The sequence below is a fragment of the Streptomyces sp. NPDC001717 genome, assembly GCF_042892775.1.
Classification (GTDB): domain Bacteria; phylum Actinomycetota; class Actinomycetes; order Streptomycetales; family Streptomycetaceae; genus Streptomyces.
The window spans coordinates 312732-326574 of the sequence record NZ_JBIAUK010000007.1 but is presented as its reverse complement, the minus strand read 5'-3'; the positions used below and the strand labels follow the sequence as shown (position 1 = coordinate 326574).

The following is a 13843-nucleotide window of genomic DNA, read 5'->3' as shown; positions in this document are numbered from 1 at the left end:
GTCGGCGGGGGGCCGCCGCAACTGGTTCGGGGTGGGGGCTTTGTTGGCGGCCATCATGGGCTCCCGCCCTTTTAATTCGGCCCGGGGGGGGGCCCCCCCGTGGGGGGCCCCCCCCACCGGCACGTCACGCGCCGATCCGATCCTGGGACCGGCCTCTGCCAACGTCTGCCGACCTGCCTAGGAGACCTTGAGCAGCGAGTCGTCGCGCCACTTCAGCATCTTGTCGAAGCTGACCACCGCACCCCGGCCCGGCCGGTTGCGGAAACGGACGTGGTCGGCCAGTTCCGCGATCAAGTGCAAACCCCGGCCGCTCTCGGCCAGGGAGGGTCTGCGACGGGCCACCGTCGCGGCGGGAAAGCCCGGCCCCGAATCACTCACCTCGATGCGACAGCGATCCCCGTCCAGATAGGCCGTGACGTGGTACGCCTCGGCCTCGTCCGGAAGATCGCCGTGCCCGCCGTGCTCCACCGCGTTCGCACACGCCTCGCTCAGGGCCACGGAGAGGTCGAAGGAGATGTCCGGGTCCACCCCCGCGGTCTCCATCGTCCCGAGCAGCAGTCGCCTGGCGAGCGGCACGCTCGCGGCTTCGCGCCTCAAGTGGAGAGACCACCAGATGCTCATAGGGTTACGTATTGCCGCCCGCGGGCGGTCGTAAGCGCTCCGCAAGCGCTTGGACACGCAATGCCCCCGTTCGGCCGATGGCGACTCTCCCGGGCGGCGGTGTATGCGGGCACCGGCACCTCTCCGCGGACCGGCCTCGAGCCATCCCCAGAGCGGACTCAAGGGACCTTCCGGACCTGCCGTATGAACCGCCCAAGCCCAGTGCGATGATGACCCGGCCATGACTGCCCCCCACACGACACACTCCGGAGCCGGGCTCCGGATGATCCGGGCCGCGGTGTTCACCGCGGTCTGTGTCGTGCTGTCCGGGGCCGGGCACGCCCTGGCGTCCTGCGCCACCGTGCCCTGGTGGTCACTGTGCCTCGGCTTCGTGGCCGTCCTCGCGGTCGCGGCCCCGCTCGCGGGACGCCGCCGCACACTGCCCGGCATCACCGCCGCGCTCGCCACCGGACAACTGGCCCTGCACACGCTGTTCGGCCTCGGCCAGCACAGCGCCGCTGCCGGGCAGGCACCGGCCGGTGACGCCTCGCTCGCCGCGCTCGCCGCCCGGCTGGTGTGCGGGGGCAACTCCGTACCGCTCAGCCCGGCCGACGCCCGGCAGGTCCTGGAGAGCGCCGGCCTGGACCCGGCGGCACTGGCCGCACAGGCCGGGAACCTCGCCGCGCAGGGCCACAGCGGGCACGCGCACCTGGCCCATGCCTCCACCGGCGCACCCGCCACCGCGCTGCTCACCCCGGGCATGATCATCGGCCACCTGCTGGCCGCACTCGCCGCCGGCTGGCTGCTCGGCCGCGGCGATGCCGCGCTCTCCCGACTCCTCGAACTCTCCCGGCTCTCCGCAGAAGCCGGCCCGGTACGACCGCTGCGCGTCGCGCTGGCCCTCGTACGGGCCCTCGGCGCCGGACTCCCCGCCGCGCCGTCCCCGGCCCGGCGAACCCCGCGGACCGGGACCGACCCGTCGGCCTCCACCGGCCGTGAGGCACTCCAGCACACGGTGATCAGGCGCGGACCGCCCACGGCGCTCGCCCTCGCAGCCTGACGCGGCACCCGCCTTCCCCCGACACCCGACGGGAACACCGGTGCCGCGAACTCCGCGCGCGCCCGTGCGCGGAGCCGACGTCACCACTGCTTCCCCGGAGTGTTTCTGCCATGAAGACCTCTCGCGTCTCCTTCGCCGCCGCCCTCGCCGCCGGTACCGTCCTCGTCCTGTCCGGTACCGCTTTCGCCCACGTCGGCGTCCAGCCCATCGGAGAGGCCGCCAAGGGTGGCTACGCGACGCTCAACTTCAAGGTCCCCAACGAGCGCGACAACGCCTCGACCACCCAGCTGGAGGTCAACTTCCCGATCGACCAGCCGCTGACCTCCGTCATGCCGCAGGACATCCCCGGCTGGACGTCCACCGTCGAGAAGACCAAGCTCGACAAGCCGCTCACCGTCCACGGCAAGCAGATCAACGAGGTCGTCACCAAGGTGACCTGGACCGGCGGCAAGATCGAGGCCGGCAAGTTCCAGCAGTTCCCGGTTTCCGTCGGCAAGCTGCCCGAGAACGCCGACCAGATGGTCTTCAAGTCCATCCAGACCTACGACAACGGCGAGGTCGTCCGCTGGATCGAGGAGGCCAAGGAAGGCGCCGCGGAACCGCAGAACCCGGCGCCCGTCCTGAAGCTGACCGCCGCCAAGGGCGCGGACGACCACCACGACGACGACAAGAACGCCAAGGACGCGAAGACGGACAAGGACGCCCACGGCCACGACGAGGCGGCCTCCGAGCACGGCGCCGACAACACGGCGCGCGCCCTCGGCATCGCCGGCATCCTCGTCGGGCTCGGCGGTGTCGCCTTCGGCGTCGCCTCGCGCCGCCGCTCCTCCTGACCCGTCCGACCCATCCCCGATCACAGGGACACCTCTTTCATGCGCACCACACGTGTGACGGTCGCCGCCCTCCTCGCGGCGGCCGCACTCACCCTCACGGCCTGCGGCAGCGAGCCCACCAAGCCCGGCTCGGTCACCCAGATCGCGGGCGGCCAGAGCGGCGCGAAGGCCGCGACCGTCCTCGACCGACCCTTCACCAAGCCGGAACTCGTCCTCACGGACACCACCGGCAAGCCGTGGAACCTGCGCGAGCAGACCAAGGGCCGGCCGACGCTCATCTACTTCGGCTACACCAACTGCCCCGACGTGTGCCCCCTGACGATGAGCAACATCGCCGTCGCCAAGAAGGCTCTCCCCAAGGCCGACCAGGACAGGCTCCAGGTCGTGTTCGTCACCACCGACCCCGACCGGGACACTCCCGAATCCCTCGGCGCGTGGCTCAAGGCCCAGGACCCGGCGTTCGTCGGACTCACCGGGGACTTCGCCACCATCCAGGCCGCCGCGCGCACGCTCGGCATCGGTATCGAGGCCGCCAAGAAGGAGGCCGACGGCAGCGTCGTCTCCATGCACGGCGCCCAGGTCATCGCGTTCTCGCCCAAGACCGACGAGGGCTACGTCCTCTACGGCGAGGGCGCCACCGTCGACGACTACACCAAGGACCTGCCGAAGATCATCAAGGGAGAGAACCCGTGAACGCCCGCACCACCCGCACCCTCGCCGCCGCCCTCTCCCTGACGGCAGCACTCGCCATATCCGGCTGCTCCTCGGACGCCGGCGGCTCCGGCGACTCCGCCGGCGGCAAGCCGAAGATGACGGTCAGCGGCGGGTACATGCCCGAGCCCGTCAACGACAAGATGGCCGGCGCGTTCATGGTCATCAAGAACGACTCCAAGACCGCCGACAAGCTCACCGGCGTCACCTCCCCGCTCTCCGACGATCTCCAGATCCACGAGTCGAAGGACCAGAAGATGCAGCAGGTCCACTCCATGGACGTGCCTGCCAACGGTGAACTCGAACTGGCGCGCGGCGGCAACCACGTCATGTTCATGGGGCTCAAGAACACCCCGAAGGTCGGCGACAAGGTCACGGTCGAGCTGCACTTCGAGAAGGCCGACCCGGTCAAGGTCGAGCTCGACGTGAAGGAACGGACGTACAACGCCCAGAACAGCAACGGTCACTGACGGACCCGCACCGAGGGACTGACACGCCATGACGACCACCGCCCCCGCCCCCTCCGCGGCCCGCGTCCGCGCCACGGCACTCCTGCCACGGCTCGCGCTGGTCCTCGCAGCCCTGCTGGCAACCCTGTTCACCGCGGCCACCCCGGCCACGGCACACGCAGCACTCACCGCGAGCGACCCCAAGGACGGGGCGGTGGTCGCCACGGCCCCCGCCCAGGTCACGCTCTCCTTCTCCGAGCAGGTCGCCATGGGCGGCGACTCCATCCGCATCCTGGATCCCCAGGGCAAGCGCGTGGACACCGGCGAACTGCGCGACCTGTGCAGCGGGAACACCGTCCGCTACGGCACCGCCCTTCGCAGCGGCCTGCCCAACGGGACCTACACCGTCGCCTGGCAGGCCGTCTCCGCCGACAGCCACCCCATCTCCGGCGCCTTCACCTTCTCCATCGGCGCCCCGTCCGCCACCACCGTCAAGCCGGCAGCCCAGCCGGCGGGCGGCGGCCCGGTGGGCATCGCCTACGGGATCGCCCGTTACGCCGCCTACGCCGGCTTCACCGTCCTCGTCGGTGCGGCCGCCTTCATCCTGCTGTGCTGGCGCCGGGGTGCGGCGCAGCGGCCGCTCCAGAAGCTCGTCGTCCGGGCCTGGGTCACCCTGACCGCCGCCACCCTCGTGATGCTGGTGCTGCGCACCCCCTACACCGGGTCCGGGAAGTTCGCCGACGCCTTCGACCTCGACGGGCTGCGGGCCGTCCTGGCGACCAAGACCGGCGCCTCTCTCGTCTCCCGGCTGCTCCTGCTGGGCGCGGCCGCCCTCTTCATCGCGGTACTCCTCGGCGTCTACGCCCGCCGCCAGAACGAACCCGAAAACACCGCGGAGGCCTCGGCGGAAGAATCCGAGGAGACCCGGGACACCGACGACCTCACCTTCGGCCTGGCCATCGGCGGCACGGTCGTCTCCGCCGGCATCGCCGCCACCTGGGCCCTGTCCGAGCACGCCTCCACCGGCATCCAGCCCGGCCTCGCCATGCCGGTCGACATCGTTCACCTGCTGGCCGCGGCCACCTGGCTCGGCGGTCTCGCGGCCCTGCTCGTCGCCCTCCACAAGGTCCCCGGGATCGAGCGGGCCGCCGTCCTCCGGTTCTCCAAGGTCGGCTTCGTCAGCGTCCTGGTCCTGGCCGTCACCGGCGTCTACCAGTCCTGGCGCCAGATCGGCAGCTGGTCCGCGCTGACCGGAACCGACTACGGACGGCTGCTGCTCCTGAAGGTCGGCCTGGTCGCCGTCCTCATCGGCCTCGCCTACGTGTCCCGCAAGTGGACCGGCCGGCTCGCCGATGTTTCACGTGAAACGACCACCTCGGTCGCCGCGACCACCGATGTTTCACGTGAAACCGAGTCCGTCACCGTCCCGGCCGACCCCAAGCGCGCCGCCCAGCTCGCCCGCCAGCGCGCCGCCCGCGAGAACGCGCGAGAGAAGCAGGTCCGCAATGCGGACACCGACCGCGTGGGCCTGCGTCGTTCCGTCCTCGCCGAGGCCGCCGTCGCCGTGATCCTGCTCGCCGTCACCACGGTCCTCACCAGCACCGAGCCCGGGCGCACCGTGGAACGGGAGGCAGGCAGCGGTTCCGCCGCCCCCGCCGTCCCCGACCGGGCGGTCAAGATCACCCTGCCGTTCGACACCGGCGGCTCGAACGGCAAGGGATCCGTCCGGCTGGAGCTCGACCCCGGCCGGGTCGGTGCCAACACCCTGCACCTGTGGGCCGACTCCGGGGACGGCCGGCCCCTCGACCTCCCCGAGGTCAAGATCGCCTTCACCCTCCCCGCCAAGGACATCGGACCCCTGCCGCTCGTCCCCGACCACGCCGCCCCGGGACACTGGACCGCGTCCGGAGTCCAGCTGCCGCTCGCCGGGGAATGGCGCATCGACGTGACCGTCCGCACCTCCGACATCGACCAGACGACCGTCCAGAAGAACGTGAAGATCGGCTGAACAGCGTGACCGAGAGCAACTCCGACATCGAGATCTCCCGGCGCCGACTGCTGGGCACCGTCGGTGCCGCGGGCGCCGCGGGCCTGGCGCTGGGCGCAGCAGGCGGCGCCCTGGCGCACTCCGCACTCGCCGACTCCGCTCCCGGCTCCGCCGCGGGCGCAGCCGGGAGCCTGTCCTCCCTCGGTGCCACCCAGGTCGCCTTCGACGGGGACCACCAGGCCGGAATCACCACACCCCTCCAGGCCAAGGGCCACGTCCTCGCCTTCGACCTCGCCGCGGGCGCCGGCCGTACCGAGGCGGCGGCGCTGCTGCGCCGCTGGTCCGAGACGGCCCGGCGACTGATGGCGGGCGAGACCGCCCCGACCTCCGACAGCGGGATCGCCCTCGACGCCGGCCCGTCGTCCCTCACCGTCACCTTCGGCTTCGGCCACTCCTTCTTCGACCGCACCGGCCTCACGGCCCGCCGCCCCACGGCCCTCGACCCGCTCCCGGACTTCTCCTCCGACCGGCTCGACCCCCAGCGCAGCAACGGCGACCTGTGGATCCAGATCGGCGCGAACGACGGACTCGTCGCCTTCCACGCCCTGCGCGCCCTGCAGAAGGACGCGGGGGACGCCGCCAAGGTCCGCTGGCAGATGAACGGCTTCAATCGGTCTCCCGGGGCCACCGGCACTCCGATGACCGCCCGCAACCTGATGGGCCAGATCGACGGCACGGGCAACCCGAAGCCGGCGCAGCCCGACTTCGACAGGCGGATCTTCGTTCCCGCTGCGGGTCCCGGACCGGTCGAACACGCGTGGATGGCAGGAGGCTCGTACGCAGTCGTACGGCGCATCCGCATGCTCCTGGACGACTGGGACAAGCAGTCGCTCGCACAGCAGGAGCAGGTCATCGGCCGCACCAAGGCCACCGGTGCCCCGCTGACCGGCGGCACCGAGACCACCCCGCTGGACCTGAACAAGTTCGGGACCGACGGCAAACCCGTCATCCCGTCCAACGCCCACGCGCGGATCTCCGCCCCCGCGCAGAACGGCGGCGCCGCCATGCTGAGGCGCCCCTTCTCCTTCCACGACGGGATCGCCGCCGACGGCACCCCCGACGCGGGGCTCCTCTTCATCTGCTGGCAGGCCGATCCGCTGCGCGGTTTCGTGCCCGTCCAGCGCAAGCTCGACCGCGGCGACGCGCTGTCGGAGTTCATCCGGCACGAGTCCAGCGGCCTGTACGCCGTGCCGCCCGGCCCGCGCTCCGGGGAGTACGTGGGACAGAGACTGCTCGAAGGATGAACGGCACCACGGGGGCGGGCACCGCGGCATTAGGCTGACCGCATGTCGGCCACCCGCTTCACGTATCTCGGTCCCGAGGGCACCTTCACCGAAGCCGCCCTGCGTACGCTCCCGGAAGCCGCCACCCGGGAGCTCGTCCCGATGGTGTCCGTTCCGGCGGCCCTGGACGCCGTGCGCAACGGCGAGGCCGCCGCCGCCCTCGTCCCGATCGAGAACTCGGTCGAGGGCGGGGTCACCGCCACCCTGGACGAGCTCGCCTCCGGCGAACCCCTGATGATCTACCGCGAAGTGCTGCTGCCCATCGCCTTCGCACTGCTCGTGCGGCCCGGTACGGCGCTGTCCGACGTCAAGACCGTCACAGGGCACCCGGTGGCCCAGCCGCAGGTGCGCAATTGGCTGCGGGCGAACCTCCCGGACGCGGTGTGGGAATCGGCGGCCTCCAACGCCGATGGCGCCCGGCTGGTCCAGGAGGGTCGCTTCGACGCGGCCTTCGCCGGCGAGTTCGCGGCCGCCACCTACGGGCTCGTACCGCTCGTCACCGAAATCCACGACGCGGAGAACGCCGAGACCCGGTTCGTGCTCGTGGGACGCCCGGCCCGGCCGGCTGCCCCGACGGGCGCCGACAAGACCTCCGTCGTGCTGTGGATGGGCGACGACCGTCCCGGTGCGCTGCTGGAACTCCTCCAGGAGTTCGCCGTGCGCGGGGTCAACCTGATGCTGATCCAGTCCCGCCCGACCGGTGCCGGCATCGGCAACTACTGCTTCGCCGTCGACGCCGAGGGACACATCTCCGATCGGAGGGTCGGGGAGGCACTCATGGGGCTCAAGAGGACCTGTCCCCAGGTCCGCTTCCTCGGTTCCTACCCGCGGGCCGGTGTCGCTCTGGGTGACGTCGGTGCGCCCAGGCCGGGGACCTCCGACGGTGACTTCACGGACGCCTCCGACTGGCTGACTCGCTGCCTCGACGGCCGCGCGTAGTCCTCCGTCCGCTGTCCACAGAGTTATCCACAGGCCGAGAGGCAGACCTGGGGACAAGTCGACAGAGTCACGCGACAAGGTCGACATATCGGTCGGAGGACTCAGGTTTCGCGCTGGAGAGCGGAAGGTGAACGGCGTCACCCCCGTATCACCGATCAACTCTTTGGGGCGAGCCATTCCCACCCGAATGAGTGTGTGAGGGCGGTTTGAACCCTGATTCACCTTGGTCGCCCACCGATCGGGAATGATCTATTTCCGTGTCCACAGATGCGGCACACAGCCTGTGGATAAGATCGGCCGGCCGCGAATTCCTGTGGACAAGAGAGGGCTCCGGCCCTGCTCAGGGGTCGACCACCGGTCGACCCCCTGTCCCTTTTCCGGAGAATGGGCCGCTTTTATCGACCGCCCGGTCACGATCACTTCCGGCCGCCCACTCAAGGCTTACCCTTTCGCCGCAATTAGGACATAGCGACACGCAGCGTGATATCGGTGTGATCCCAGGAACCCCAGCCCGGTAGCCTGGAGGGGTGATTGACCTCCGGCTGCTCCGTGAAGACCCTGACCGTGTCCGCGCCTCGCAGCGCGCCCGTGGGGAGGACGTCGAACTCGTCGACGCACTGCTCTCCGCCGACGAGCGCCGCAGGTCGTCGGGCATGCGCTTCGACGAACTGCGCAATGAGCAGAAGTCGCTGGGCAAGCTCATCCCCAAGGCCTCCCCCGAGGAGCGTGCCGAGCTGCTCAAGAAGGCCGAGCAGCTCAAGCAGGACGTCAAGGCGGCCGAGGCCGAGCAGAACGAGGCCGACGAGGTCGCGAAGCAGCTGCTCCTCAAGCTCGGCAACATCGTCCACGAGGACGTCCCCGTCGGCGGCGAAGAGGACTTCGTCGTCCGGGAGACGCACGGCACCATCCGCGATTTCGCCGCAGAGGGCTTCGAGCCCAAGGACCACCTGGAGCTCGGCGAGGCGCTGGGCGCCATCGACGTCGAGCGCGGCGCGAAGGTGTCGGGCTCGCGCTTCTACTACCTGACCGGTGTGGGCGCCCTGCTGGAGCTCGCCCTGGTCAACGCGGCGATCGCGCAGGCCACCGCCGCGGGCTTCGTCCCGATGCTGACCCCGGCGCTGGTCCGCCCGCGTGCCATGGAGGGCACCGGCTTCCTCGGTCAGGCCGCGGAGAACGTGTACCACCTCGAGAAGGACGACTACTACCTGGTCGGCACCTCCGAGGTCCCGCTCGCCGCGTACCACATGGACGAGATCATCGACGCCGACAAGCTTCCGCTGCGGTACGCCGGCTTCTCGCCGTGCTTCCGCCGTGAGGCCGGTACGTACGGCAAGGACACTCGCGGCATCTTCCGCGTCCACCAGTTCGACAAGGTCGAGATGTTCTCGTACGTCGCGCCGGAGGACGCCGAGGCCGAGCACCAGCGGCTCCTGGAGTGGGAGAAGCAGTGGCTGACCAGCCTGGAGCTGCCCTTCCAGGTGATCGACGTGGCGACCGGTGACCTGGGCGCCTCCGCCTCCCGCAAGTTCGACTGCGAGGCGTGGATCCCGACGCAGGGCAAGTACCGCGAGCTGACTTCCGCCTCGAACTGCGACGGCTTCCAGGCCCGCCGCCTGTCGATCCGCTACCGGGACGGCAAGAAGACGCAGCCGCTGGCCACGCTGAACGGCACGCTGTGCGCCGTACCGCGCACGATCGTCGCGATCCTGGAGAACCACCAGCAGGCGGACGGTTCGGTGCGGGTGCCCGAGGTGCTGCGTCCGTACCTCGGCGGCCGCGAGGTCCTGGAGCCGATCACCAAGTGAGCCCGGTCCCGTTCCCGTACAAGCTCGTCGCGACCGATCTCGACGGCACGCTGCTGCGTGGCGACGACACCGTCTCGGAGCGCACCCGTGAAGCGCTCGCCGCGGCCACCGCGGCGGGCGCGGCGCACATCATCGTCACCGGCCGGGCCGTGCCCTGGACCCGGAACGTCCTGGACGACCTCGGCTACAAGGGGATCGCCGTGTGCGGGCAGGGCGCCCAGGTCTACGACGCCGGTGCGCACCGGCTGCTGACCTCGGTGACGCTGGACCGGCAGCTGGCCGGTCTGGCGCTGTCGAAGATCGAGGCGGAGATCGGTCCGCTGGCCCTGGCCGCCAGCCGGGACGGGGTCGACGGCGAGGTCCTCTTCGGGCCCGGCTACCAGGTGCAGGAGGGCCTCCCGGCCCTCTACCTGGAGGACACCGCCGCGATGTGGACGGCCCCGCTGAACAAGCTGTACATCCAGCACCCGGGGCTGGACGACGACGCGCTCGTCCAGGTGGCCCGGCAGACCGTGGGCAGCCTGGTCGACATCGTGATGGCCGGTCCGGGCATCGTGGAGATCCTGCCTCTGGGGCTGACCAAGGCCACCGGGCTGTCGCTGGCCGCTCGCCGGCTGGGGGTGAAGGCCGCGCAGACCATCGCCTTCGGTGACATGCCCAACGACATCCCGATGTTCGGCTGGGCCGCGCACGGGGTGGCCATGGCCAATGCCCACGCGGAACTCAAGGCGGTGGCCGACGAGGTGACGACCTCCAACGAGGAGGACGGCATCGCGGTGGTGCTGGAGCGCCTGCTGGGCGCCGCGTAGCCGGTACGGACGTACGAGAGGTCCGGGACAGCCCGCGCCGCAAGGCGCGCTCGAAGTGGCTGTCCCGGACCTTTTGTTGCTCCCCGCACGACCAACTGTGCCCCTGTCGGAAGCCCCTTACCAGCGAATTTCGGCGCGTCAGCCGTGGAGCCGGCGGCGGCGCCAGTAGGCGGCGGTGACGACCGCGAGCAGCGGTCCCCAGAGCACCAGAGGGGTGTAGCAGAGGGTCATGAGCCACCAGTCGCCGCCGGTGGGGGTGTTCGTGTCCGCCATGTTGGAGCCCCAGGTGAACAGGCCGAGCACGCCGAGCGCGGTGACGGCGGCCGCTCCGAGGGCGGCGGGGACGACCGCGGCGAGGGGCGGGATCCGGCGGTTGCCGAGCCACGGGACCCAGCCGGGCAGCACCTCGCCCCAGCGCTGGACGAGGCCGAGGGCGAGCAGGCCGAGGCACTCGGCGAAGACGCTGAGACCGACCAGGTAGAAGGACCACACGCCGGGGAACAGTTCGGCCTTCAGGCCGCTCCCCGGTCCCCAGCCGACGTCGATGCCGACCGCGATGGCGATCCTCCACAGTCCGCTGGGCAGGAGGGTGAGGGCGGCCGCGTGGGCGGCCCATCCGACCGGGCGGCTCACGCCGGGAACGGTGGAGGTGGCGCGGACGCGCTCGGCGGGTGCGGTGAGTGCGGTGGACGAGGCGGCTGCGGTGGACGAGGCGGGTGCGGTGGTGAGCGTGGTCATCGTCCAGTCCCTTTCGGAAGGCCTTCGGTGATGGCTCAAGCCTGGTGGGGTCGGCCCGCCGGAACCATCCGCCGATCGGCATGACCTGGGAGCGGGCGGCCTTTCGGGATCTGCCGATCGGCATATCCCGAAGGGGCGGGTCGGCTCGTAGGGTCGGAGGGTGACCTTGCGACCGAGAGCGTTCTGCGCACCCGCGCTGGCCGTGGCGAGCCTGCTGTCCCTGGCCGCTTCGGCCGTGGGGCTGCCGAGCACCTGGACCCTGGCGGGGATGGCCGTCCTGCTGCCGCTGCTGGCCCTGGTGGCCCGGTGGTCCCCGGTACGGTCCGGGAGCCTCGCGGGCGCCCTGGGCGTGGCCGCGGTGGCGTTGTGGCCGGTCCCGATGGTGTGGGGGGACGGTTCGTGGCTGGAGGTGTGCGGGGCCGCGGCCTTCTGGGCGGTGCCCGCCTTCGGCGCGGTCGGCCTCGGCGTCCATCTGCGCCGCCGGCAGGCACTGATGCGGCGGGCCGTGCGGGACGCGCGACGCGACCAGCAGCTCGAACTGGCCCGCGATCTGCACGACTTCGTGGCCCACGACGTGAGCGCGATCGTCGTGCAGGCCCAGGCCGCCCGGTTCGTGGCCGCACAGGATCCCGGTCAGGCGGTTCCAGCGCTCGAACGCATCGAGAAGGCGGGGCTGAGCGCGCTGGAGTCACTGGACCGGACCGTGCACGCCCTCCGGGACGCCTCCGACGGTCCGACCGATCCGGTGCCGGGTCTCGCCGAACTCCCCCCGGTCGTCGAGCGGTTCGAGGGCGGAACGCTGGAGGCCGATCCGGAGGCGGTACGAGAGCTCTCGCGGGAGGCGGACACCACCGCGTACCGGGTGGTTGTGGAGGCCCTGACGAACGTACGCCGGCACGCGGCCGGAGCTGCTGAGGTGCGGGTGGCCGTGAGCCGGGCGGAGGGCGGCGTGGAGCTCACCGTGGCCAACTCCGCGACCCCGCGCGGCGCGGGCGGACCGCTGACCGGTCGGGGGCGGGGCGGGACCGGGCTGGCCGGGCTTCGCGGGCGGGTGGAGGCCGTCGGCGGGACCCTGTCGGCCGGTCCGGACCCGGACGGCGGGTGGCGGGTTTGTGCGGTCTTCCCGACGCAGGGGCACCCACTCGGGTGATCATGGCGGCGTGACCACACGCATCCTGATAGCCGACGATCAAGAGGACGTCCGCAGCGGTTTCCGGCTGATCCTGGACTCACAGCCGGACATGACCGTGGTGGGCGAGGCGGGGGACGGGGAGAGCGCGGTGGCGCTCGCCCGTGAGCTGAGGCCCGACGTGGTGCTGGCGGACATCCGGATGCCGCGCCTCGACGGGCTGGAGGTGACCCGGCTGCTCTCGCCGCAGACCCGGGTGGTGGTCGTGACCACCTTCGACCTGGACGAGTACGTGCAGACCGCGCTGCGCAACGGTGCCTGCGGCTTCCTGCTGAAGCGGTCGGGTCCGGCGCTGCTGATCGAAGGCGTACGGGCGGCGATGGCCGGGGACACCCTGATCAGTCCGCAGATCACGGTGCGGCTGCTGAGCCGGCTGACCCAGGCGGGTCCGGTCGCCAGGCCGACGGCCCATCCGCTGACGGGGCGGGAGCTGGAGATCGTACGGCTGGTGGCGAGGGGGCTGACGAACGCGGAGATCGGGGCGGAGCTGTTCATCAGTGCGGGGACGGCGAAGACCCACATCGCGAACGTCCAGTCGAAGCTCGGGGCGCGCAACCGGGTGGGGATCGCCGCTTGGGCGTGGGAGCACGGGCTGGTCACCGCGGAAGGGGAGGGCGACCAGTCGTGATTCACAGGGGGCGCCTTCCTTCACAGGGGGCGCCTCCCGGCGTTAGCCGGGGGAGAAACGTGACCCGGTTGTTTCACGTGAAACGACGTGGCGGGTGAGGGGCCAGGCGAGCAGCCCGACGGCGAGCGAGATGGCGTGGCCGAGGTCGGTGAAGTTGCCGCCGGTGAGGAGGGGGATCCCGAAGAAGGCGACCGCTCCGGCGAGGTAGAACCATCGCCAGGGGCTGGGGATCCGGTACGTGAGGACTCCGACGGAGGCCGCGAGTCCGTAGCTGACGCCGATGTCGACCACGTGGGTCATGCTGCGCGGGGCCTCGTGGGCCTGGATGGCCGTCAACAGGACCTTCTGGCTGATCAGGGTGGCGACGACATGGGCGGTCGCGACGATCGCGAGCCAGCGCAGGGTACCGAGCCAGCGTTCGACGGGGGCGTGGAAGACCTCGAAGAGCACGACGTACAGGGCGAGTGAGGCCGGGTCCTCGATCCAGAACGCGCTGCTGAGGAGCGCCCGGACCGGGTACTTGACGAGCTGGTGGATGTTGCTGCTGTTGCGGTGGAGCAGGACGTGCTCCACCCGGTCGGGCGCGATCGCGACGACGATGCTGGTGACGGCGATGATGAGCAGCCATATGTGCGTTCCGGGGGAGGAACGTATCCAGGACCGCAGTGGCCTGGACGGCTCCGGGTCGCTCTGCTCCATCATGAACCGATCATTGCCCCAAAACCTGTGCCCCGCCTGGCCGAATGGGCCGG

14 protein-coding genes are annotated in these 13843 nt (G+C 71.1%); 11 read left to right on the top strand and 3 right to left on the bottom strand.

Features of this window, described 5'->3' with window-relative positions:
- Window positions 1-177 precede the first annotated feature (177 nt).
- Window positions 178-621 carry an ATP-binding protein gene (locus ACFYZL_RS16125; protein WP_384751463.1) on the bottom strand — a complete coding sequence of 148 codons (444 nt, stop codon included), beginning with the start codon at window positions 619-621 and terminating at the stop codon, window positions 178-180.
- A 220-nt stretch (window positions 622-841) separates the two neighbouring features.
- Here ACFYZL_RS16125 and ACFYZL_RS16120 point away from each other — a divergent pair, with 220 nt between their 5' ends.
- The 9 genes from ACFYZL_RS16120 (at window position 842) to ACFYZL_RS16080 (ending at window position 10536) form a co-directional block, all read left to right on the top strand.
- A complete protein-coding gene (locus tag ACFYZL_RS16120) occupies window positions 842-1660 on the top strand; it encodes a hypothetical protein (RefSeq protein WP_388679446.1) in 819 nt (272 codons plus the stop codon).
- Window positions 1661-1770: 110 nt separating this feature from the next.
- Entirely contained in the window at window positions 1771-2493 is a 723-nt protein-coding gene (locus tag ACFYZL_RS16115) for a YcnI family protein (protein ID WP_388679443.1), read from the top strand.
- A gap of 39 nt (window positions 2494-2532) precedes the next feature.
- Entirely contained in the window at window positions 2533-3186 is a 654-nt protein-coding gene (locus tag ACFYZL_RS16110; protein ID WP_384751471.1) for an SCO family protein, read from the top strand.
- Window positions 3183-3674, top strand: a complete 492-nt coding sequence (locus ACFYZL_RS16105; RefSeq protein ID WP_388679440.1) for a copper chaperone PCu(A)C — start codon at window positions 3183-3185, stop codon at window positions 3672-3674. Before ACFYZL_RS16110 ends, ACFYZL_RS16105 begins: the two co-directional genes overlap by 4 nt.
- A 28-nt stretch (window positions 3675-3702) precedes the next feature.
- Window positions 3703-5661 carry a copper resistance CopC/CopD family protein gene (locus tag ACFYZL_RS16100; protein ID WP_388679437.1) on the top strand — a complete coding sequence of 653 codons (1959 nt, stop codon included), beginning with the start codon at window positions 3703-3705 and terminating at the stop codon, window positions 5659-5661.
- The gene (gene efeB / locus ACFYZL_RS16095) at window positions 5586-6944 is read left to right on the top strand and encodes an iron uptake transporter deferrochelatase/peroxidase subunit (RefSeq protein WP_384751480.1); all 1359 of its coding nucleotides are present in this window, start codon (window positions 5586-5588) and stop codon (window positions 6942-6944) included. The genes ACFYZL_RS16100 and efeB overlap by 76 nt, the downstream gene beginning before the upstream one ends.
- A gap of 42 nt (window positions 6945-6986) precedes the next feature.
- Window positions 6987-7922, top strand: coding sequence for a prephenate dehydratase (gene pheA, locus ACFYZL_RS16090; protein WP_384751482.1), 936 nt, complete (start codon window positions 6987-6989; stop codon window positions 7920-7922).
- A 527-nt stretch (window positions 7923-8449) separates the two neighbouring features.
- A complete protein-coding gene (gene serS / locus ACFYZL_RS16085) occupies window positions 8450-9727 on the top strand; it encodes a serine--tRNA ligase (protein ID WP_384751485.1) in 1278 nt (425 codons plus the stop codon).
- Window positions 9724-10536, top strand: coding sequence for an HAD family hydrolase (locus ACFYZL_RS16080; RefSeq protein ID WP_388679432.1), 813 nt, complete (start codon window positions 9724-9726; stop codon window positions 10534-10536). The genes serS and ACFYZL_RS16080 overlap by 4 nt, the downstream gene beginning before the upstream one ends.
- A gap of 138 nt (window positions 10537-10674) precedes the next feature.
- On the opposite strand, the gene ACFYZL_RS16075 is transcribed toward ACFYZL_RS16080, so the two are convergent.
- A complete protein-coding gene (locus ACFYZL_RS16075) occupies window positions 10675-11274 on the bottom strand; it encodes a hypothetical protein (protein WP_388679429.1) in 600 nt (199 codons plus the stop codon).
- A gap of 160 nt (window positions 11275-11434) precedes the next feature.
- On the opposite strand from ACFYZL_RS16075, the gene ACFYZL_RS16070 reads away from it, so the two are divergent.
- Together ACFYZL_RS16070 and ACFYZL_RS16065 are read left to right on the top strand one after the other, a co-directional pair.
- Window positions 11435-12424, top strand: coding sequence for a sensor histidine kinase (locus ACFYZL_RS16070; RefSeq protein WP_388679426.1), 990 nt, complete (start codon window positions 11435-11437; stop codon window positions 12422-12424).
- 10 nt (window positions 12425-12434) lie between these two features.
- On the top strand, window positions 12435-13091 hold the full coding sequence (locus tag ACFYZL_RS16065; protein ID WP_388679423.1) for a response regulator: 657 nt from the start codon (window positions 12435-12437) through the stop codon (window positions 13089-13091).
- A 42-nt stretch (window positions 13092-13133) separates the two neighbouring features.
- On the opposite strand, the gene ACFYZL_RS16060 is transcribed toward ACFYZL_RS16065, so the two are convergent.
- The gene (locus ACFYZL_RS16060; RefSeq protein WP_384751497.1) at window positions 13134-13793 is read right to left on the bottom strand and encodes a rhomboid-like protein; all 660 of its coding nucleotides are present in this window, start codon (window positions 13791-13793) and stop codon (window positions 13134-13136) included.
- Between the last annotated feature and the right edge of the window lie 50 nt (window positions 13794-13843).